This is a genomic window from Nonomuraea sp. NPDC049378 (genome assembly GCF_055586745.1).
The window spans coordinates 299495-320022 of record NZ_JBVJHP010000012.1; the positions used below are offsets into that span (position 1 = coordinate 299495).

General features: G+C 72.1%; 15 protein-coding genes and 2 pseudogenes. 8 read left to right on the top strand and 9 right to left on the bottom strand.

All coding sequences use genetic code 11. The features are described from left to right. Window positions 1–26 precede the first annotated feature (26 nt). Complete coding sequence (locus ACZ6SA_RS26815) at window positions 27–575, top strand: GNAT family N-acetyltransferase (RefSeq protein WP_347643946.1); 549 nt, start codon at window positions 27–29, stop codon at window positions 573–575. On the opposite strand, the gene ACZ6SA_RS26820 is transcribed toward ACZ6SA_RS26815, so the two are convergent. Next, entirely contained in the window at window positions 572–1087 is a 516-nt protein-coding gene (locus tag ACZ6SA_RS26820) for a P-loop nucleotide/nucleoside kinase family protein (RefSeq protein ID WP_347643947.1), read from the bottom strand. The genes ACZ6SA_RS26815 and ACZ6SA_RS26820 overlap by 4 nt on opposite strands. Before the next feature lie 113 nt (window positions 1088–1200). Here ACZ6SA_RS26820 and ACZ6SA_RS26825 point away from each other — a divergent pair, with 113 nt between their 5' ends. Further along, entirely contained in the window at window positions 1201–1656 is a 456-nt protein-coding gene (locus tag ACZ6SA_RS26825; RefSeq protein ID WP_347643948.1) for a hypothetical protein, read from the top strand. A gap of 2 nt (window positions 1657–1658) precedes the next feature. On the opposite strand, the gene ACZ6SA_RS26830 is transcribed toward ACZ6SA_RS26825, so the two are convergent. Then, window positions 1659–8069, bottom strand: coding sequence for a CHAT domain-containing protein (locus ACZ6SA_RS26830; RefSeq protein ID WP_465831126.1), 6411 nt, complete (start codon window positions 8067–8069; stop codon window positions 1659–1661). Window positions 8070–8263: 194 nt separating this feature from the next. Between ACZ6SA_RS26830 and ACZ6SA_RS26835 the strand changes: the two genes are divergently transcribed. Further along, window positions 8264–8668, top strand: coding sequence for a nitroreductase family deazaflavin-dependent oxidoreductase (locus ACZ6SA_RS26835; protein ID WP_347643950.1), 405 nt, complete (start codon window positions 8264–8266; stop codon window positions 8666–8668). A gap of 13 nt (window positions 8669–8681) precedes the next feature. On the opposite strand, the gene ACZ6SA_RS26840 is transcribed toward ACZ6SA_RS26835, so the two are convergent. Beyond that, window positions 8682–8870, bottom strand: coding sequence for a hypothetical protein (locus ACZ6SA_RS26840; protein WP_347643951.1), 189 nt, complete (start codon window positions 8868–8870; stop codon window positions 8682–8684). Beyond that, window positions 8867–10039, bottom strand: coding sequence for a glycogen synthase (gene glgA, locus ACZ6SA_RS26845; protein ID WP_465831129.1), 1173 nt, complete (start codon window positions 10037–10039; stop codon window positions 8867–8869). Before glgA ends, ACZ6SA_RS26840 begins: the two co-directional genes overlap by 4 nt. Before the next feature lie 208 nt (window positions 10040–10247). Between glgA and glgC the strand changes: the two genes are divergently transcribed. Beyond that, window positions 10248–11483 carry a glucose-1-phosphate adenylyltransferase gene (gene glgC, locus ACZ6SA_RS26850; protein WP_347621076.1) on the top strand — a complete coding sequence of 412 codons (1236 nt, stop codon included), beginning with the start codon at window positions 10248–10250 and terminating at the stop codon, window positions 11481–11483. A 270-nt stretch (window positions 11484–11753) separates the two neighbouring features. Here glgC and ACZ6SA_RS26855 read toward each other — a convergent pair whose 3' ends face one another. Beyond that, window positions 11754–12506: a hypothetical protein gene (locus ACZ6SA_RS26855; RefSeq protein ID WP_465831131.1), complete on the bottom strand. Its 753-nt coding sequence runs from the start codon at window positions 12504–12506 to the stop codon at window positions 11754–11756. A 353-nt stretch (window positions 12507–12859) separates the two neighbouring features. On the opposite strand from ACZ6SA_RS26855, the gene ACZ6SA_RS26860 reads away from it, so the two are divergent. Beyond that, entirely contained in the window at window positions 12860–14338 is a 1479-nt protein-coding gene (locus ACZ6SA_RS26860; RefSeq protein WP_443154006.1) for an Nramp family divalent metal transporter, read from the top strand. A gap of 340 nt (window positions 14339–14678) precedes the next feature. Here the strand turns inward: ACZ6SA_RS26860 and ACZ6SA_RS26865 are convergent, their stop codons facing one another. Then, complete coding sequence (locus ACZ6SA_RS26865) at window positions 14679–15707, bottom strand: ArsR/SmtB family transcription factor (protein WP_465831134.1); 1029 nt, start codon at window positions 15705–15707, stop codon at window positions 14679–14681. A gap of 97 nt (window positions 15708–15804) precedes the next feature. Then, window positions 15805–17358 carry an MFS transporter gene (locus tag ACZ6SA_RS26870; RefSeq protein WP_347643956.1) on the bottom strand — a complete coding sequence of 518 codons (1554 nt, stop codon included), beginning with the start codon at window positions 17356–17358 and terminating at the stop codon, window positions 15805–15807. 162 nt (window positions 17359–17520) lie between these two features. Between ACZ6SA_RS26870 and ACZ6SA_RS26875 the strand changes: the two genes are divergently transcribed. Then, entirely contained in the window at window positions 17521–17766 is a 246-nt protein-coding gene (locus ACZ6SA_RS26875) for a hypothetical protein (protein WP_347644359.1), read from the top strand. Here ACZ6SA_RS26875 and tnpA read toward each other — a convergent pair. Beyond that, window positions 17720–18136: pseudogene (tnpA, locus tag ACZ6SA_RS26880) on the bottom strand (IS200/IS605 family transposase). The gene ACZ6SA_RS26875 and the pseudogene tnpA overlap by 47 nt on opposite strands. 22 nt (window positions 18137–18158) lie before the next feature. Between tnpA and ACZ6SA_RS26885 the strand changes: the two are divergent. Both ACZ6SA_RS26885 and ACZ6SA_RS26890 read left to right on the top strand, forming a co-directional pair. Continuing rightward, window positions 18159–18795, top strand: a pseudogene (locus ACZ6SA_RS26885) (RNA-guided endonuclease InsQ/TnpB family protein); the annotation flags it as partial. 373 nt (window positions 18796–19168) lie between these two features. Further along, window positions 19169–19309, top strand: a complete 141-nt coding sequence (locus tag ACZ6SA_RS26890) for a hypothetical protein (protein WP_465831136.1) — start codon at window positions 19169–19171, stop codon at window positions 19307–19309. 99 nt (window positions 19310–19408) lie between these two features. On the opposite strand, the gene ACZ6SA_RS26895 is transcribed toward ACZ6SA_RS26890, so the two are convergent. Continuing rightward, the gene (locus tag ACZ6SA_RS26895; RefSeq protein WP_465831138.1) at window positions 19409–20383 is read right to left on the bottom strand and encodes a sporulation protein; all 975 of its coding nucleotides are present in this window, start codon (window positions 20381–20383) and stop codon (window positions 19409–19411) included. Window positions 20384–20528 lie beyond the last annotated feature (145 nt).

A 20528-nucleotide genomic window follows, 5' to 3' on the forward strand; every position in this document is an offset into this window, starting at 1 on the left:
CGCGGGACTTCCGTTACCGTCTGCGCATGCGGCGTGTCCTGTGCGAGGGTGAACGGTTGGGCCTCCGTGACGTCACGGAGGCCGACGTCACCGCCCTGCACGCCGTCTACGGCGACCCCGCCGCGACCCAGCACATGCCCTTCACCCCGCGCGGCCTGCACGAGGTGACCGCGCTGGTCCAGCAGGCCATGGAGGCCGCCTGCGCCGAGCCGCGCCGCCTCTACGTGCTGGCCGTGATCGACGCCGGGCGCCGCGACGTGATCGGGGTGGCCCGCCTGCGCGTCGAGGCCGACCACCCGCACAGCGCGGAGATCGGCTTCGGGCTCCATCCCGGCCAGTGGGGCCGGGGCATCGGCACCGACCTCGTGCGCCTGCTGCTGAAGTTCGGCTTCAAGCAGCTCGGGCTGCACCGCATCTGGGGCGCCCGTTCCCCCGCCAACCTGCCGGCGCAGCTCGCGATGCTGACGGCGGGCATGGTCGAGGAGGGCCGCATCCGCCACCACCTGCACACGCCGCACGGCTGGCGCGACTCCATCGTGCACTCGGCGCTCGAGGACGAGTGGACCGAGCGCTAGACGCCCCACCCCTTGACGACCAGGGCGGCGACCTGCGCGGGAGGGCCCGCGCCGGCGTCCACGGCGTAGTCCTCGACCTGGGCCGCGTCCAGAATCGATGCCAATTCCCCGGCCCTCTCCAGGTGCCGGTCAAGTGACCCGGGATCGTTCGTGTGGCGTGTTCTCAGCCGCTCGCGTACCTCGGGGAGAGCGGCGTGGAGCCGGCAGACCGTGAGCGGGACACCCAGCACCTCCGCGTAGGAGGCGCGCTCGGCGCGGCTCTCGACGACGCCGGCGAGGACCAGCCGCTGCGCGCCCGCGGCCAGGAAGTTGGCCGCCACCGGGCGCAGGTTGCGCATCGTCAGGGCCCCGTTGAAGGGATCGCCGGGGGGCGCGGGCCAGGCCCGGCGGAGCCAGTCGACGTCGATGACCGCGTTGGGCACGCCGGCGTCGGACAGAACGTCGCCGGCGGCGTCCGCCACCGACGTCTTCCCCACACCCACGGTGCCGGTGATCAGGAGAGCCTCAGCCACTTACGTGACCTTACCGCTCTTACCGGGCGGACCCGCCGGGCAGGCGGAGTGGCGCGATCCGCGATTGTCGGTGGGGCGTCCTACGATGAGCCTCCTCACGGAGGGAAACTGCCATGCTCGACGCGCTGATCGTGCCCCTGTTCGTCACCACGGACCTGCCGCCGGGGGCGGAGCTGGCCGAGTTCGGGGAGCTGCTCGCCGAGACGGCGCGCGTGCTCGGCCACGACGGCGCGGGCTACGCCGCGTTCCTGGCGGGGAAGGTGTTCTGGCTCGACCGGCCCGTGCTGCCGGGGCAGCGTCCCGCGGCCGAGACGGAGCTGCGCTTCACCGGGATGCTGGGCCGTCTCGCCGCCTCGGGCACCGGCCACACCGCGCGCAGCGTGGTCCGCGACCTGCGACAAGCGATCGGCGAGGCCGTGACCGGGCGCTACGGCGACGTGGGCGTCGCCCCCGCCGTGTTCGCGATCCGCGACCAGGACGTCCGGGAGCGCACGCCCGGCACCGCCCTCTCCATCGACACCCGCGACGCCGCGGCCGAGCTGGTTAGCGCGGCCCGCCCCTACCTCTAGGCTCAGCAGGGCAGGCCGACCAGCACGTACGGCGCCCAGAGGTCGGGCTCGGCGGAGCCGTAGAGCTCGCGCAACCCCAGCACGGCCGAGCGCAGGGCCCGCGCCTCGCCCTCGCCGTCGCGCCGCCTGGCGTAGAAGTCGCGCAGGAGAGCCAGGGTGATCTCGGGCGCCACCGGCCAGAGCGCCAGCAGCGCCGACCTGGCCCCCGCGTTCAGGAACGCGTGCCCCAGCGCGGCCACGTCCTCCGCACCGGGAACGGCCACCCGGGCACCCCCGCGGACCTGCGCACGGGCTTCCTCCCCGGTCTGCTCGTGGGTGGTGAGGACCACGAGGCCGGCGTCGACGTCCATGCCCATCAGCCGCCTGGCCGTGAGCAGGCCGTCGGCGAGCCGGACGCCGGAGCCGAAGGGGTCGCCGCCCTGACCGAACACGCCGTGGCACGCCAGGTGCAGCACGTCCCACGTGCCGGGCAGAAGTGCCGAGGTGGCGGACGGGCCGGTGCGGGGCCTGGTGCCGAGCAGGGCGGCCACCTCCTCCGCCTCGGCCTCCACGGGAGCCTTCGCGCCGTCCCCCCGCGGGAAGCCCAGCACCAGCGAACTCCCGCCACCAGCCCGGGGTCGCCGCGCCAGGCGGGCCAGGACGGCGGCGGACGGGGCGTAGGCGACGGGAAACCGTTCGATCAGCGTCCGGCCGTCCGGGGCGAGCGCGTGGAGCGGGATGCCGTGCAGTTCGGCGTGCGGGAGGAGGTGCACGAGGTCGAGGTCGTCGCCGAAGGCTTGGAGCGCCTCCCGCAGCAGCAGATCGGCCAGCCGCTTCCAGAGGTCCGCGCGCCGCCGCCGCGCCTCGACGTCCAGCAGTCCAGGCCGCTCGCGCGCGGCGGCGAGGAAGTCGCTGAGGACATCCCGGCCCGCGGCGGTGGGAAACACCCGCGGCTCGGCCCAGCCCGTGCGATGGGCGAACACGGTGACGGCGCCTTCCCCCACGGAGAACCCGAGCAGTCCGACGGCCCCCCGGGAGGCGGCGCCGGTGCCGGCCGGAGAGCGCACGGCCGGCCCGGGCGCGACGAGGGCGTCCAGCTGGGCCCGGCCGGGCGGGGCGCCCAGCCGTAGCGCCACGTGGATCGGGGCCGGAGGTTCCGTGCGCCGCCACGACGACTCCACGTCGGCCCTGGCCTCGCGGGCGCGCCGGATCAGCTCCGCCGCCTGCTCCGGGTCCCGGGTGTTGCGGGCTGCCGTCATGAGCGTGCGCACCGCGTCGAGCCCTCGCCGCCCGGCCTCCAGCATCTCGCCCGGCCCCTCCGCGGCCGCCGGGCCGGGCTCGCCTCGCACGGGAACGGGACGCGACGCGCCGCCCGGCCGAACGGAGGCCGGGCCGGGCTGTTCCGGGGTGTCGCCGCTGCCTTCGGGCGGGCGCGGCGGGGGGTCGAGGTGGGCGGCCAGCGTCTCGAGCTTGACGCGTTCGAGGATGGTCCAGGCGGTCAGGCCGCGGCGAAGACGTACGGCGAGGTCGAAGGCCCGGTCACGGGCGGGCAGGTGGCCGAGCTCGAAGGCGCGTTCCGCGTCGGCCAGCGCGGCGGGCAGGTCGCCGAGCGCCTCCGCGGCCAGGGAACGATGGTGGCAGGCGACGCCCAGCTCCAGGTCGTGCCCGAGTTCGGCCAGCAGGTCGATGGCCGTGGACAGCCGCAGGCGGGCGCGGGCGTACGAGGAGGTCGTGACGTCGCGCGCGCCCAGGCGGCTCAGCGCGAGGGCCCTGCCGGGGCGGTAGCCGAGCTCCTCGGCCAGGGCCAGCGCCTCCTCCAGGAGCCCTGGCGCCCGGGCCGGGCTCAGACGGGCGAGGGCGATCAGGGCCAGCACCACGCCGTGACCCCTGCCATGAGCACGTTCCAGGGTCAGGCACCGTTCGGCGAGCGGCTTGGCCTCGTCCGGTTCCCCGCGCAGCGTGCGGACCAGGGCCAGGTCAGCGTAGGCGTCCGCGAGCCCGGTCCGGACGCCCAGTTCCTCGCTGATGGACAGCGCCTGCTGGTAGCGGGACGCCGCCTCGTCCAGTTCGTCCAGCCTGAGGTGGAGGGCGGCCCGTCCGGCGAGGAGCGGGGCTCTCAGGGCGCGCCAGACCGGGGCGGCGGCCAGGGCGAGTCCCTCGTCGAAGGCGTTCGCGGCGTCCTGCCACCGGGCCTGCGCGGTGAGCGTACGGCCGAGCAGGTCAAGGGCCTGGACCAGCCGGACCGGGAGGGCCGACCGGGTTGCCCTGGCCAGGCTGACGGCTTCGGCGAGGTGCCGGACCGCCTCGTCCGTCCGTCCGAGGTCACTGACCGCCGCCCCCAGGTTCCGCAGGTGCTCGATCCGGTGGCCGTCGCGTAGCCGGTGGCCGCGCGCCGCATGGTCGCGTGCGGCGATCGGGTCTCCCAGGGCGCGGCAGAGGGTGGAGAGCTTGGCCAGAAGGTACGAGCGTTCCTCCGTGCTCTCGACGGGCTCCGCCGGAGCGGAACCCGGACCCGTCCCGGCGACATCCGGCTCGACCGGGGCCGGGTCGGCGAGGGCGCGCTCCGCGGCGGTGAGCGCCTCCTCGGCGAGGGTGCGGGCCGCCGGCAGGTCGCCTGCGGCCTCCGCCTCCTCGATCCGCAGCCAGAGCTCCAGCCGCTCCGCCCTGGCGTCCCGGCCGCCGCCCGCCCGCGAAGTGGTGAGCGCCTGGTCGAGGGTGGCACGGCCGCGGGTCACGTCGCCGAGGGCCAGCTGGATGGCGGCCAGCCGGGACAGGACTTCGACGTCCAGTTCCCCCGCCACGGGCACGATCACCTCGAACGGCACCCCCACCACGTCCCCGGCCGTCTCCAGCCCGGCCAGGCCGGTCTCCAGCGCGGCCCTGGCGCGGCGGAACTCGCCTTGCCGCTCCAGCGCGAAACCGAGCCGGGTGGAGGCGAGCGCCGCCAGCCGGTCCTGGCCGCCTTCGCGGTAGCCCGCCATGGCCTGCTCCAGCGCGGTCACCTGCGCGGGCACATCGCCGGTGAGCGCGGCCAGCGCCGCCAGCCGATCGCGTACGACGGCCTCTTTGACCGGGTCGCCCGCGGCCGCCCCGAGCGCGGAGCGCAGGCGTTCCGCCGCCTCCCGCAGGTCCCCGAGCCGCACGTCCAGAGCGGCCCTGCCCAGGGCGGCGGTCAGGAGCGCCTCGCGATCGCCCGCGACGGCGGCCAGCTCCGAGGCCCGGTCGAGGTCCGCCGAGGCGTCCTCGGCACGGTCGAGCACGGCCAGGCAGGCGGCCCGCATGGTGAGCGCCGTCGACTCCTTGGCGGGGGCGCGCAGCCGGGCCAAGGCCTCCGCCGCGGCGCCGAAGTACTCCAGTGCCCGCTGCGGCTCGCCCTCCGCGTACGCGAGCGCGCCCAGGTTGTACCGGACGGATCCGGCCCCGTCGTCGTGGCCGGCGGCCTCGTACTCGCGCTCGGCCAGTTCGAACGCGAACCGCGCGCCGGCCGTGTCACCGCGTTCACGGCGGCGCTGCGCGATGCGGTACCACTCGTCGGCGGGCTCGCGGCGCCGTCCCCTCCGCCGTACGATCTCCACCAGCCGGGTCTCGCAGGCGGCCGCCTGTGCCCGGTGGCCGCGCCCGGCCAGGATGACGGCGTGCGCGTCGAGCGTCCTGCAGGCTTCCTCCCACGCTCCCGCCGCCTCCAGCTCCCTGGCGCAGGCGGTGATGCGCTCGCCGGCCGCCGTGAGGTCGCCCTGGTCGACGGCCGCCCTGGCGGCGGGCACCAGGGCCATGGCCGCACGTTCGGTCTCGCCCAGCTCCGCGTACAGCTCGCGGGCCCTGGCCGTGCGGGCCACGGCCGCGGCGGGGTCGCCGGCGGCCAGGTGGGCGCCGGCCGCGCGCTCCTGGTGGGAGGCCTCCTCGGCGGCCAGCCCGGCGTCCTCGCACAGGGCGATGGCGCGCAGGTGCTCCTCGACGGCTCCGGCCGGGTCGCCGGAGCGCAGGTGAACGGCGGCCTTCCTGCCGAGCTGGAGCGCCTCGGAGCCCGGCTCGCCCAGCTCGCGGTAGAGCGCGGCCGACCGTTCGTACGCCTCCAGCGCCCGGTCGAGCCGGCCGGCGTCCTCCTCCTCCGCTCCTTGCCTGGACAGCGCGTACGCCATCCGCGAGCGCGACCCCGCCTCATCGAACGCCGTGGAGGCCCTGGCCAGCACGTCACCGGCGATGTGCGGGCGGCCCAGCTCGGCGAACCGCGACGCCACCTGGAGCAGGTGCTCGCCGCGCTCCCCTGGCGCTCGGGTCCGCCGTCCGGCGAGCCGCAGCAGTTTGCCCGCCGTCTCCTCGTCCGGACAGCGCAGGGCCAGCTCGGTCGCGGCCTGCGCGAGCCGCTCGTCCACCGGCACCGGCTCCGGCTGCTCGATCAGGTCGTCCAGCAGGTTCCCTAGCCGCGGCAGCAGCCCGGAGCCGCCGTCAACGCCGGCGGCCATGGTGAGGTCCAAGGCGGCGCCAGGGGCGGCGTCGTGAACGGCGGCTGCTGCGGGGGCGGCCGCACCCCCGGCGGCGGGTGAGGGGCCGGAGGCGGTGCGGGCGGGGATCGGTGGGGCCAGGGTCAGGGCTTCGGTCAGGTCACCGGTGTCACCGCGCGCGGAGAAGCGGGCCAGCAGGGCCTCACCCAGCGCCTGCTGGGCGGGGGCCGGATCGCGGGCGATCTTGAGGGCGAGTTCGGCCGCCTGGCGGGCGGAGTCCACGGCGTCGTCCAGGTCCTCCGGCCGTCCCTCCCGCGTGGCGCGCCACCGCAGCACCTCGGAGATCAGCCCGTACGCCTCCGCCCGCAGCGCAGGCCGGTCACCGGCCGCCAGGGCCTCGCGCAGCGCGGCGACGGCCTCGTCGGCGCGCTGCGCGGTGAGACGCAGCTTGAGCGCCCGGCCGAGCAGCAGCAGCACCTCGGCCCTGGCCGTGTCGTGCCGGTCCTGGGCGGCGAGCGCCGCGTGGGCGGCCGCGACCGGCTCGGCCGGATCACCGCCGGTGGCGACGGCTCGTTGGAACAGCGCGTTGGCCAGGCCGGCGAGCAGGCGGGCACGCTCGGGGTGGCCGGTGGGCGCGAGCGTGGCCCCCTCGCGTGCGGCGTCGACGGCGGCGTCCAGGTCGGCGAGGTCGCCGGTGACGGCGTAGCGCCTCCGGCAGCGCTCGCCCAGCAGAATGAGCCGGGCGACGGGGTCGGCGCCGAGCCCTCGGATCGCCTCCCCGGGCGTCACGCGTATCGCCTCCAGCATTTCCATGCCGGCTTCGAGCGACCGCTCGTCCCCCGTGACCACGAACCACTCGACCAGCCCGGCCGCGTAGGGAGCCACCACCCCGGACGTGGCCCACGGCTCGTGCCAGAAGTCCAGCGCGCACTGTCCCACCCTGATGAACGCCAGCAGGTCGCCGTCCGCCAGCGACCGGCCGGCCCGCTCACGGGTGAGGTCGACGAGCGCGCGCAGCGCCTGCGACCTGTCCTGGCTGTCCGGAGGGCTCTGCGCCGCCCTCAGGTAGGCCCTGACCAGTTCCTCGTCGCCGGGCGCGGCACGGCTGAGTGCGTCCGCCAGCTCACCCGTGTGGGCGACGGGGTCGGCCAGGGCCGCCCGGAACAGCAGGTGCACGGCGTCGTCGGCGACCTCGGACGCGCCCGTCTCCTCGTGCAGCCGCACCAGGCCGCTCCCCAGCGCGGACAGCGCGCGTGGGGCCCACGCGGGGCCGGTCGCACGCATGCGCCCGTCCGGGCCGGCGGATCCGGCGGTCCGGTCGCGCTCGGGCTCAGACCCGACGGGCTCAGGCTCGGCGGATCCTGATGCTCCGGCCGGTTCGTCCGCTCCGCCGGTGCCGGGCGGCCGCACGGGGCCAGGCGAACCGGCGGGATCACCGGCTCGCGCCGGGCCCGGCGAAGACATGGGGTCAGGCGGACGTGCCGGTTCGGGCGAGCGGGCCGGATCGGATGGGCGTACGGACTCCTGCAGCAGCAGCTCGCCCAGCCGCTCGGCGACCTCCTCCGCCCCCGGACGCGCCACCGCGTGCCGGACCAGGGCCTCGATCAGCAGCCCGACGTGCGGGTACCCACCCGGGTCCACCAGCCGGAAGATCTCCTCGACCAGACCGGCCCAGCCGGCGGCCGAGTCGCCGGAAGGCATGCTGGAGCCGCGCAGCCGCTCGGGCAGCCGCCCCGGGTCGAGCAGCGCCACGGCGGCGAAGAACGCGCCCGCCACCGCGGCGTCCTGCGTGACGCGCTGGTCGAGCCGGTAGCGGGCGAGGTGCAGCATGCCGATCAGGCGCCATGCGGCGGCGTCGGAGCGGTCGCCGGCGCACGCGCGCATCGCCTCCTCGGCCTCGGCCAGCGCCGCGGGATCCCAGATCAGCTCGGGATCAGCGGCCTGCTCGAAGCGTTCGATGCGGGCGGCCAGCGCCTCGGCCGGATCGGTCATGGCCAAAGGCTCTCACCAGCGTGCGCCCGCGTACAGACATGCTGATCACGGTGTCGGCTCGATCCGGGAGACGCCGGGCATCGGCAGGTCGAACGCCGGCGTGACCGGCCCGCCCGCGACGGCGAGCGCCAACTTCTCGTACAGACCCTGGCACGTCACGGTGAGGTCACGCCGGTCGCGGGTAGACAGGATCCATGCTCTACGGCAAGGAACATGTCCAGCGCTATCAGGAAACCGATGGCGCCGAAGGACACGACTGGAACAACACCACAGTGCTCCTTCTCACCACCAAGGGCCGCAAGTCGGGCCGGCCGTACACGACGCCGCTCATCTACCAGCGGCACGGCGACGACCACGTGATCGTGGCCTCCAAGGGCGGCGACCCCGACCATCCGGAGTGGTACAAGAACCTGCTCGCCAACCCGGACGTCGACGTGCAGGTGAAGGACCAGCGGTTCAAGGCCCGCGCCCGCACGGCGGCCCCTGGGGAGAAGCCGGAGCTCTGGCGGCTGATGACGGCCACCTGGCCGGACTACGACAACTACCAGCGCCAGACCGACCGCGAGATCCCGGTCGTCGTCCTGGAACGCATCCACTGACGCGCCACGAGCGCTATTCCACCGGGACGAACTCCACGTAGCCGTTGCTCCACCCCGCGTACCACTCATATGTCTCCGGGACGGTCAGCCCTCGAGAGATCATCGTCTGCTGGAACATTCTCAGCAGTTCCTCGGAGCTGGCCGTCGCTTCACCGCCTGCGGTCAGCTCGACCGTGCCGGTTCGCGGGCAGGCAGAACTCACGCGAGCAAGGATGTGTAGAGGTCGCGCGTGCGGTGGGCGATGCGCGACCAGGAGAAGTGTCCGACCGCGCGGGCGCGGCCGGCCCGGCCCATCGCCTCGGCGCGGGACGGGTCGCCGAGCAGGGCGTTGACGCGTTCGGCCAGGTCGGCGGCGAACCGCTCGGGGTCGTGCGGCGTGCCGTCGCCGCTCTGGGAGATGGGCACCAGCAGCCCGGTCTCGCCGTCGGCCACCACCTCGGGGATGCCGCCCGTCGCGGTCGCGACCACGGCCGTCTCGCAGGCCATCGCCTCCAGGTTGACGATCCCCATCGGCTCGTAGACCGACGGGCACACGAACACCGTCGCGTGCGTCAGCAGCTGGATCACCTCCGGCTTGGGCAACATCTCCTGGATCCAGAACACCCCGTCGCGGTCGAGGCCACGCACCAGGGCGGTCACCTCGGCGGCGATCTCCGGCGTGTCGGGCGCTCCCGCGCAGAGCACGAGCTGGGCGCCGCGGTCGAAGGAGCGCGCCGCGTGCAGGAGGTGGACCAGGCCCTTCTGGCGGGTGATGCGGCCGACGAACACGACGTAGGGCCTGCCCGGGTCGACGCCGTGCTTCTTCAGCACGTCGAGGCCGGGGTCGGGGGCGTATTCCGCGGTGTCGATGCCGTTGTGCACGACGGCGACCCTGCCGGGCGGGATCTCGGGGTAGGCGGCCAGGACGTCGCGTCGCATGCCCTCCGACACCGCGATTACCGCGTCGGCCGCGGCCAGGGCGGTGCGCTCGGCCCACGACGAGATGGTGTAGCCGCCGCCGAGCTGCTCGGCCTTCCACGGCCGCAGCGGCTCAAGGCTGTGCGTGGTGACCACATGGGGGATGCCGTGCAACATCTTGGCGACATGCCCGGCGAAGTTGGCGTACCAGGTGTGCGAGTGAACGACGTCCGCGCCCTCGCAGGCGGCGGCCATCTCCAGGTCGACGCCGAGCACCTGGAGCGCGGCGTTGGCGCTCTCCAGCCCGCCCGGCACCCGGTAGGCCGCGACCCCGGCCTCGGCGCGCGCGGCCCCGAAGCAGCGCACCCGCACGTCGGCCAGTTGTCGCAGCTCCCTGGCCAGGTATTCCATGTGCACCCCGGCTCCGCCGTAAACCTCCGGCGGGTACTCACGGCTGAGCAGATCAACGCGCATGACACGACCTTATGGCGGCCGCATCCGGCGGACCACCACAAGGGGCGGGTGTTGCGCCGTTGGCCGGTTCTGCCCGCCCGCGACACGTCGGGGAGGCCCTGCCCGGGAAGCTCCGGCGGGCACATTGATCCGCAAATCCGGACACGCGCGAATGCCGCCGTGCGGGCTTTCGTCGATAGATCGGCCATTTGAGGGTAGCGTCCAGAACATGAGGTCCCGGAAGGTGCTTGCGGTCGTGCTGGCAGGTGGAGAGGGCAAGAGGCTCATGCCGCTCACGGCGGATCGGGCCAAACCGGCCGTGCCGTTCGGGGGAATGTACCGGCTCATCGACTTCGTGCTGTCAAACCTGGCCAACGGCGGCTTCCTGAAAATCGTCGTGCTCACGCAGTACAAGAACCACAGCCTCGACCGGCACGTGTCGCGCACCTGGCGGCTGACGGCGATGCTGGGCAATTACGTCACCCCGGTGCCCGCACAGCAGCGGCTCGGCCCGCGCTGGTTCTCCGGGTCGGCGGACGCGCTCTTCCAGAACCTCAACCTGATCTACGACGAGATGCCCGAGCACGTGATCGTGTTCGGGGCCGACCACATCTACCGGATGGATCCGCAGCAGATGGTCGAGCAGCACGAGGACTCCGGCGCCGACGTCACCGTCGCGGCGATCCGGCAGCCGCTGTCGCTGGCCGACCAGTTCGGCGTGATCGAGACCGACCCCGAGGGACGCCGGATCGTCGCCTTCAGGGAGAAGCCGAAAGACGCGGTGGGGCTGGCCGACTCGCCCGACGAGGTGTTCGCGTCGATGGGCAACTACGTGTTCAAGACGCAGTCGATGATCGACGCCTTGCGCGAGGACGCGCTCGACCCCACGAGCAAGCACGACCTGGGTGGAAACATCATCCCCATGCTGGTCAAGTCGGGCGGGGCCGACGTGTACGACTTCGCGCACAACATCGTCCCCGGCTCCAGCGAGCGCGACCGGGGCTACTGGCGTGACGTGGGGACGCTCGACGCCTACTACGACGCCCACATGGACCTCATCTCGGCCCACCCGGTTTTCAACCTCTACAACGACAAGTGGCCGATCTTCACCGGGCACGACCCGCTGCCGCCCGCCAAGTTCGTGCACAACGACGGCGACCGGGTGGGGCGGGCGATCGACTCGCTGGTGTCGCCCGGCGTGATCGTCTCCGGCGGGACGGCGATCCGGTCGGTCCTGTCGCCCAAGGTGGTGCTCCACTCGCACTCACGGGTGGAGGACTCCGTCCTGATGGAGAACGTCAAGATCGGCAGGGGCGCGGTGGTGCGCAAGGCGATCATCGACAAGAACGTCGTCATTCCCGACGGCGCGCGGATCGGCTTCGACCTCGAGTACGACCGCACCCGGTTCGCGCTGACGCGGGGCGGGGTCGTGGTCATCGGCAAGAACGAGATCGTCGACCGGTAGGCGGGCGGATCCCGGCGCGGTCGCGGCGGGCGGCATTCAGGCGGCCGGGAGTCACGGTGTCCCGCGTCGCCGGCGGCGCTGCCCGGAAGGGGGGACCGGGCCGGCGCCGGAGCGCCGGGCGGCAGTGTCACAAAGGTCGTCAACAGGCAGGGGAGCCCGGACTTCCGGGGAAGGGTCCCGGGCCACGTGGCCGTGTCCCGGGACCGCACGAATCGGCCCGAACAGGATCGAACCAACCCTTGTCAGCGCTGGCTCAGCCAGGCCGTCCGCTTAGTGCTGGCCGTACCAGATGCCAGGCCAGGCGTACGGGTTCCCCCAGGGGCGGTAGCCATGGTGCGGCCAGCCCCAGTGGTGGTGCGGACGGTAGCCATGGTGGTGGCGGTCACCGTGGTGCCCGCGCTTCCAGTCCCTGGCGTACCTGTCGTCCTCCATGGCCTCCAGGTCGGTGGTGTCGTGCTCCTCAGCCCGCTGGGCATCCTCGGAGTGCCACGCCTCCTCGGACTCGGCGGCCTCCTCGGACTCCCAGCCCTCCTCGGATTCGGCGGCCTCCTCCGCCTGCCACGCCTCCTCGGACTCAGCGGCCTCCTCAGAGTGCCAAGCCTCCTCCGACTCAGCGGCCTCCTCCGACTCCCAGGCCTCCTCCGACTCAGCGGCCTCCTCCGACTCCCAGGCCTCCTGGGACTCAGCGGCCTCCTCAGAGTCCTCCGACTCCCAGGCCTCCTCGGACTCAGCGGCCTCCTCGGAGGTCTCCGCCTCCTCCGACTCCCAGGTCTCCTGCGACTTCTCCGGCTCGCGTACGTCGTAGGCGGCTTCGGTTTTCTCCGCTTCCTCGACGTTCCGGGCTTCCGCGGCTTCCTGGTTTTCCGCGGTCTGAGCCGTCATGTCGCCGTAACGGAAGGCCTTGCGCTTGTGACGGTCGTCGGTGCGCTCGCGGCGGTCGGAGCAGGCCTCCTGGTCGTGACGGGACGCGTGGACGCCCCACTTGTCGATGCGGAGTGTGTGGGTGGCGTCGGACACGCTCAAGGCGCAGGTGACCTCATCAGCGTGGGCAGGAGCGGCTATGGCGACTAGCGCGGCGGCGGTGGCCAGAGCGCCACCTGTGGCTATGAGCTTACTTCTCACGTTCTCCCCCTGTTATCACGAAGTGACAAGCATTAATCACTCTAAGTAGTCGCTCTCGTAACGTCGTGTAACGCCACGCGAGGAACGTCTCACCGCTTTGCCGGATGTCTCGGGACAAGATCGACGCTCATGCGGCGGCGTCCGGTACCCGCCGGAGTGCCCCGTCCCGGCCCGCCGCGGGCGCGCTCCGTCCGCATGATTGGGCCTTGCTGCGGCCGTGGTTCGGGATCACTGTGAACGCAGGAGGCAGTGAGATGTCGCACCCACTCGGAGTCAGCCGCCCGGATCTCGAAATCACCGACCTGCCCACGCCCGAGGAGGTCTTCAAGGTCTCCAGGATCGGCCCCAAGGAACTCTTCAAGTACGCCGTCGGCCCGAGCCTGATCGCTCTCGGCATCTCGATCGGCAGCGGCGAGTGGCTGCTCGGGCCCCTGAGCGTGGGCCAGTACGGCTTCATCGGCGTCGGCTGGGTGATCCTGGTCTCGGCGCTGCTGCAGACGTTCTACAACGTCGAATGCTCCCGGTACATCCTCGCGACGGGTGAGACGCCGGTCGTCGGCTGGGGCCGGGTGCCGCCGGGGTGGCCCCTCTGGGTGCCGCTCTCGGTGGTGATCGTGATCTTCGCGTTCATCGCGGGCGGCTGGGCCTCGTCGGCGGGGGACGGCGTGTACGCGCTGATCCACGGTGCGCCGCCGCCCGCCGGGGAGCTGGAGCCGCGCTGGTGGGCCGTCGCCCTGCTGGTGCTGGTGTTCGTCATCACCGCGCTGGCCCGCCGGATCAGCCGCGTGCTGGAGCTGGCGAACTGGGTGATGGTCGGCTCGATCCTGCTCGCCCTGCTGGCCGTGGACCTGCTCGTGGTGCCGTTCAGCCAGTGGTGGGAGGGCATCCTCGGTTTCATCACCCCGGCCGCGCCACCCGCGGGGATCACCGCCACGCAGCTCGGCGGCCTGGCCGGGTTCACCGCGCTGGCCTCCGGCCTCAACTGGTACGTCATGGGCCACTACCGCGACAAGGGCTACGGCATGGGCCACCGGGTCGGCTTCATCTCCGGCCTGCGCGGCGATCGGCGCGAGATCCTGGCCAGCGGCGTCACGTTCCCCGACGACGAACGCAACCGGGGACTGTGGCGCAGGTGGTACCGGCTGCTGATGGTCGACATGTGGGGCGTGTTCTTCGTCGGCGCCATCCTCGGCATGCTGCTGCCCACGATCCTCATGTCGCACGCCGTCACGATGTCGGGCGAGAAGCCGACGCGGGAGAACGTACCGACGTTCGTGGCCTCCGTGCTGGGCGCGGAGTACGGCCAGGCGGTCTTCTTCATCGGGCTGCTGCTGGGCGTGCTGGTGCTGTTCTCGACGCAGCTCGGGATCTTCGAGGCGATGGTCCGGGTCACGACGGACGCGGCCAACGCCACGAGCCCGCGCCTGCGCGCCCTCATCCAGGGCGACCCGCGGCGCTTCTACTACCCGTTCATGATTCTGCTGCTGATCGTCATCTCGGTCATCATCTTCCAGTCGCTGCCGGTGGCCCTGGTGGAGTGGTCGGCCAACATGTCGAACCTGGGCGCGCTGCTCTATCCGTTCCTGCTGATGTACCTGAACAGCAAGCTGCCGCGCCCGGCCCGCCCGCGGCCGTGGCACTACGTGATCCTCGTGCTGAACTTCCTGTTCTTCGGGTTCTTCTTCGTCAACTTCATCGCCGACTTCATCGGGGACCCGCTGGTGACGTTCTAGGCGTCACGGAAACACGTGCACGTAAGCCGAAGTGACCTGGTTCCCTCCCGGTGCCCTGCTACTTGTCGCGGACTTGTCAGCGCATCGGAGGGAACCTTCTCATGACCTTGTCGTTCGGCCGCCTGACCCGTCCCGCCGGCCTGGGGCTCGCGGTGGCGCTCGGTGCCACGCTGTGCGCCGGGGTCGCGGTCACGCGGACGCCGCTCTACTCCATCTCTGGCGAACGAGCCGGGTTGGAAGCTCGACGGCCCGCTGCTCTACCAGTTCGGCCAGGCCGGCTGGCACGCGCGGACGGAGAGCGCGCCGGGCTCCCCGGCGCGCTCTCCGTCGTTCCCGCCCCTCAGCGGCGGAAGATGTCCAGCAGCTCCTCGGCGCGGGGGGTGCGGGCGATCCACACCTCGCGTCCGCGCCGCTCCCTGCTGATGAGCTGGGCGGCGATGAGCCGGTCGCAGTGGTACGTGATGCTGCTGGGCGCCACCTGCATGTCGCCGGCCAGCATGCTCATGGTCATGGGCTGCCCGATCGCGCAGAGCAGGTCCGCGCGGACCGGCCCCATCAGCGCCGACAACTCGCCGTGCGCCGTTCCCGCGGGCCGGTGCCAGAGCTGGTCCGCTCCGGGCACCGGGTAGGCGATCCACACCGCGTCCTCGTTGTCCAGGCTGACGATGACCGCGTCCTTGCCGGCCAGCATGGGCACCAGGACGATCTTCCTGTCGCCCAGCTCGTACGTGCTGGACTCGACGTCGGCGATGAGCAGCCCGCGCTCGCCGTACGTGATGCGGTGGTTGAGCGCGCCGAGCAGCAGTTCCGGGCCGCCGCGGACGGAGGCGACGCCGACCCGCCGGATCTCCCGGTCCAGCAGGGGGCGGGCGCGGCGCCACAGCGGTTCCGTGGTGTCCCAGACGTCGGCGAGGGCGCCGGCGTAGCCGTGCAGCCAGCGGTCCGGCCGCTCGGCCGCGGGACGCCAGTGGGCCGGCAGCGGCCTGTCGCCGAATGCCTGCTCCAGGTCCTTGATCAGGGCGTCGCGCGGGAGGTCGCGCAGGGTGTCGATCTGGTCCTGCACCGAGACGTCGCCGCCGGTGGGCGTACGGGGCACGAGGCTGTCGGGGACCACCGAGTAGCCGGGGGCGGCGAGCGGCCGTACGGCCTGGTGTCCCTGCGGCCGGACACGCGCTCTGATCGTCTTGCGCCAGAGCTCCGGCAGGCCGCGGCGGCGTCCGGCGAGCGCGTCGGAGATCATCGCCAGGGCGGTGAGGTGCGGTGAGATCGAGATGGACAGCTGGGGCGCGGAGGTCATGCGCAGTTCGCTCCACACAGCGGTGCTGGTTACGTCGGACTCCTTGAAGTCGGGGAACTCGATCAGGTGCACATCAACCTATTCCTGCCGCTTTCTCCTGACTTACAGTCCGGTTACACCATGAAGCGGCAGGTCAGCGCACGCGCAGGAGGCGGGCCGACCAGGCCGGTCATCTGGCCGCGTGCTCGACCTCCGGCGTGGGAGGGGCGGAGCCGATCGGCGGGACGCGACGCAGCGACGTGACCGCGAGCACCGCGGCCGCCAGCATGATCACGGCGCTCGCGGCCCCGGCGGCGGCCAGCCCGTCGGAGAACGCGCTCCTGGCCGTCGCGAGCAGTTCGGCGGCGACCCCCGCGGGCTGGTCCGCGGCGGCTCCGACAGCCCCGCCGAGGGTGTCGCGGGCGGCGTCCGCGGCCGCTTCCGGCGTCCCCTCCGGTACGGACAGGCTCGCCCGGTAGACGATCGTGGCGAGGCTGCCGAGCACGGCGAGCCCGAGCGCGGCGGAGAACTCCTGCCCGGTCTCGGAGAGCGCCGAAGCGGAGCCGGACCGTTCCGGCGGGGCGGCGCCGACCACCATGTCGATGCCGAGCACCATCAGCGGGGAGCTGCCGGCGAAGAACATCGACTGCCCGATCACGACGTACGCCAGCCCGCTGGAGCTGCCCGCCTGGGTGAACAGGAGCATGCCGAGCACGCCGACCGCCAGCCCGCCCGCGATGACGTGGGCCGGGCGGAACCGGCGGGCCAGCACCGGGGTGACGGCGAAGCCGACGATCACCGTGGCGCTCATGGGCAACATCCAGAGCCCGGCCTCGAGCGGGGACAGCTCCTCGACCAGCTGCAGGTACTGGCCGGCGAGCAGACCCAGCCCCGGGCCGATCATGGTGACCAGCATGAGCGTGCCGAGGGACGCGCTGAACTTGCGGTCGCCGAACAGCTTCAGATCGAGGAGCGGGTCGGCGAGCAGCCGCTGGCGCCGGATGAACACGACCCCCAGGGCCAGTCCCGACACGATGCCGGCCGCCGGGCCCCAGCCGAGCCCGCCGGCGGCGAGCTCCTTCACGCCGTAGATGGCGGGCAGCACCGCGGCCATCGAGAGCACCACGCTCACCAGGTCGATGCGGCCCGAGCCAGGGTTGCGGTATTCAGGCAGCAGGAGCGGCCCGGCCACCAGCAGCACCACCATGACGGGCACGTTCACCAGGAAGACCGACCCCCACCAGAAGTGTTCCAGCAGCACGCCGCCGACCAGCGGCCCGATCACCATGCCGCCGATGAACCCGGTCATCCACAGGCTGATGGCCCGGGTACGCTGCCCCGGATCCCGGAACATGTTGCTGATCAACGACAGCGTGGACGGCATCAGCGTGGCGCCGGCGACGCCGAGCAGGCCCCTGGCCACGATCAGCGCCTCCGCCGTCGGCGCGTACGCCGCGAGCGCCGAGGCACCCGCGAACGCGGCGCCGCCGATCAGCAGGATCTTCCTGCGCCCGACGCGGTCGCCGAGCGTGCCCATCGTGATGAGGAAACCAGCGATGAGGAACCCGTAGATATCGGAGATCCACAACAGCTCCGAGCCGGTCGGCCGCAGATCCTCGGTCAGCGCCGGCACGGCCAGGTGCAGGACGGATATGTCGATCGACAGCAGCAGGGTGGGGAGGATGAGCACGGTCAGGCCGGTCCATTCCCGCCAGCCCGCCTGTGCGGGGGCAATCTCCTTCATGCCGGCCACGGTAGGACCTCAAGTCGAGTTGAGGTCAATTCTGCTCACAGGTTATAACCTGCGACGCTTCTCTCCCTCTATAACCACACATGTCATGCCCAAGGGTGATGAAGTGGCCTTGTACCAAGAGGGCGAGGTGCGCATAGAGGTTATAACGTTCCCATGGACCCAGGCCCGACGGCGATGCGCGAACCGGCGGCCGAGTACGGCCCGCTCGGCACCGGCCATCTGGGCTGCGTCATCGCGCAGCAGGCGCTGGTGGCCAACACCACCGGGCGCGGCGGCCACGACGCCGCGTTCGTACCGCGTAGCGGTGCAGGAATAGCCCGGTTCGCCGCCAGGCGGACCGGCGTCTTGTGGTTCAAAGGGGACGGGTTTGCTGCTCGATGGACTGGCGCAGGACACTGATCGGAGCGCCGCCCACGCTCCCAGCGAAGTACGAGCCCGACCACAGCTTGTTCGCCCGGTAATAGTGGGCGGCCAGTTCGGGAAACTCCTGGCGCATCCGCCGGGAGGAGACTCCCCTTCAGCGAGTTGACCAGTTTCGACAGGGCGATCTTGGGCGGGAAGTTCACCAGCAGGTGGACGTGGTCGTGCCCCCCGTTGAACTCGCGTAGCTCGGTCTCGAAGTCGGCGCACACCGATCTCGTGATCTCTTCCATGCGGGTCAGATGAGTGCCGGTGAAGACTCGATGCCGGAACTTCGTCACGAAACCAAATGAGCATGTAGAACGAAAACGCAGTGACTGCCGGTCCTAATCTCGCTGTCCTCGGCCATAAACCAACTGTATTCTGGCCGGGTGCAGTTGCGGTACTCCTACCGGATCGACCCGACACCGGCCCAGCAGATCGCGCTGGCGCGGGCGTTCGGGTGCGCCCGCGTGGTGTTCAACGACGCGCTGCGCATGCGTAACTCCGCCCATGCGGCCGGGCCCGAAGATCGCACCGCCCCGGTTCCGGTCGCATAAGGACAACCGGCAGGCGATCCGCTTCACCAAGAACGCCCGCTTCTCCATCACCGGGCAGGGCAAGCTGCGCCTGCCGAAGATCGGGGACGTGGCGGTGCGCTGGTCGCGGGAACTGCCCTCACCGCCATCCAGCGTGACCGTGATCAAAGACGCGGCAGGCCGGCACTTCGCCTCGTTCGTGATCCAGGTCGCCGAGACAGTCCTGCCCGCCACCGGCGCGGAGACCGGGATCGATCTCGGGCTCGGGCATTTCGCCGTCCTGTCCGACGGCCGGAAGATCGACTCGCCCCGGTTCCTGCGCCGGGCAGAGAAGAAGCTCAAGAAACTCCAGCGGGATCTGTCGCGCAAACAGAAAAGATCAGCCAACCGGGGCAAGGCTCGCACGAAGGTCGCCCGCCAGCACGCCAAGGTCACCGACGCGCGCCGTGGATTCCACCACCAGCTCTCCACAAAGATCATCCGCGAGAACTGTGAGGATGGTGGTGTGCCGCTTCGAGCCCTGGCTTGACTCGCGCGAGAACAGACTATGGTGTCTTGGCTTGGATCTGTCGGCCGGGGTTTCGAAGTGGTGCTCGCTGTCACCGGGGCGTCGGAGCGTGTCTCGATAGGGGCCTTGCCGCGAACAAAGCACCGTCACAGTTCTGACCGCTCCTGCCGCCCCGGCGACGGCTGACCAGCCCTCACGCCGAGCAGGAGCCGGACCACGATGACCAGCATGCCGCGCACCAGCACGCTCGTGCACACGGGCCCGGACCGCCAAGTGGTGGTCCTGGGCTCGCGCACGCGCTGGTGACGAGCTGCGTGGTGCTGGCGGCCGTCGCCATGCTGCTCACCCCCTGCCGATGCCGCTGTGGCTGCTCGCGCCGGTGCTGGTCGTCCTGGGGTTCGGGCTCGGCGTGGGGCAGCCGCTGACCATGTCGTGGCTGGCCGAGCCGGCGCCGCCGGGCTCGTGGCGGCCGGCGCGGGCGCCGGGGGTGTGTTAGTGCTCACCGCGCTCGGCCTCGGCTGGGCCGGCGTCGCCGCCCGCCGCCTGCCCGTCGACCCCTGACCGGCCAGGCGGCGGCGCGTGTTTCAGCGGCGGGTCACCAGTCGCCGCCCTCCTCCTCGTCGCCCTCGAAGAACTCCTCGACGACCTCCTCCACGACCTCGCCCGCCACGAGACCGCCGACGACGCCCGCCGCGCCGGCCGCGGCGACCATGCCCAGGCCGGGCCCGCTGTGGTGCCCGTGGTGCCCGCCGTGGTGTCCCTCGTGGTGGCCGTAGTGCTCATGGTGACCGCCGTGCCCGGCGTACTGGGACAGGCTGTCGAGCCAGCGGCCCAGCTCGCCCGCCCAGTCGGTGACGAGGGCGTCGTCGTGGCTGACGTGGAAACGGCCGATGGCGTCGCTGGAGGAGTAGTGGCCTGCGCGCTTGTCGGCCTCCAGCACGACCTGCAGCCCCGCCGGGTCGGCCACGAAGGTCACCTCGACCTCGCGGACCACCCCGGAGTAGGGGCCGGACGCGTAGAACTCGATCTCCTGGTAGAACGGCAGCTCCTGCCGCACCCCGTGAAGCTGCCCCGCCTCCAGGTCGGCCGACTTGAAGCCGAAGCCGAGCTGCAGGAACGCCTCCAGGATGCGCAGCTGCGAGGGCAGCGGCTCGACCGCCACCATGTCGAGGTCGCCCTTGTCGACGGCCTTGGCGATGGCCAGTTCCGTGCGCACTCCCACGGCCATGCCGGTCAGCGGCTGCCCGCCGATCTCGCTGATCGGCGTCTCCCACGGCACGGGGAACGCGAAACCGAGGACCCGCTCCTCGCCCTTGGCCAGCGTGAAAGGACCGGAGACCTCGGTGCGGGAGAACTCGCCGAGCCCCGCCTGCTCGCCGTCGCCGTGCTCGATCTCGACCCGGGCCACCAGCCCGAGCGTGATGTGCTCGATCTCGGCGTCGAAGTCGCCGCCTTTGAGCCGTACCTCCCCTTCCAGCGTGCCGCCCGGCCGGGCCCGGGCGGTGGACAGGACGGTGTCCACCGAGGGCGCGCCGACGCCGAAAGCACCCAGCATCCGTTTGAAGACCACGACTCTGTTCTCCCTGTGCAAGATCGGTTGTGTGCCGCTGACCCAACGATCTGTACCCGGCCGGAGTTCCGCTGGTCCAGCAGGTGTCGGAAGCGTCCCTCATGTCTGTTTCGTCGCGTCTCCGTGGAACCTCACCCGTACGACG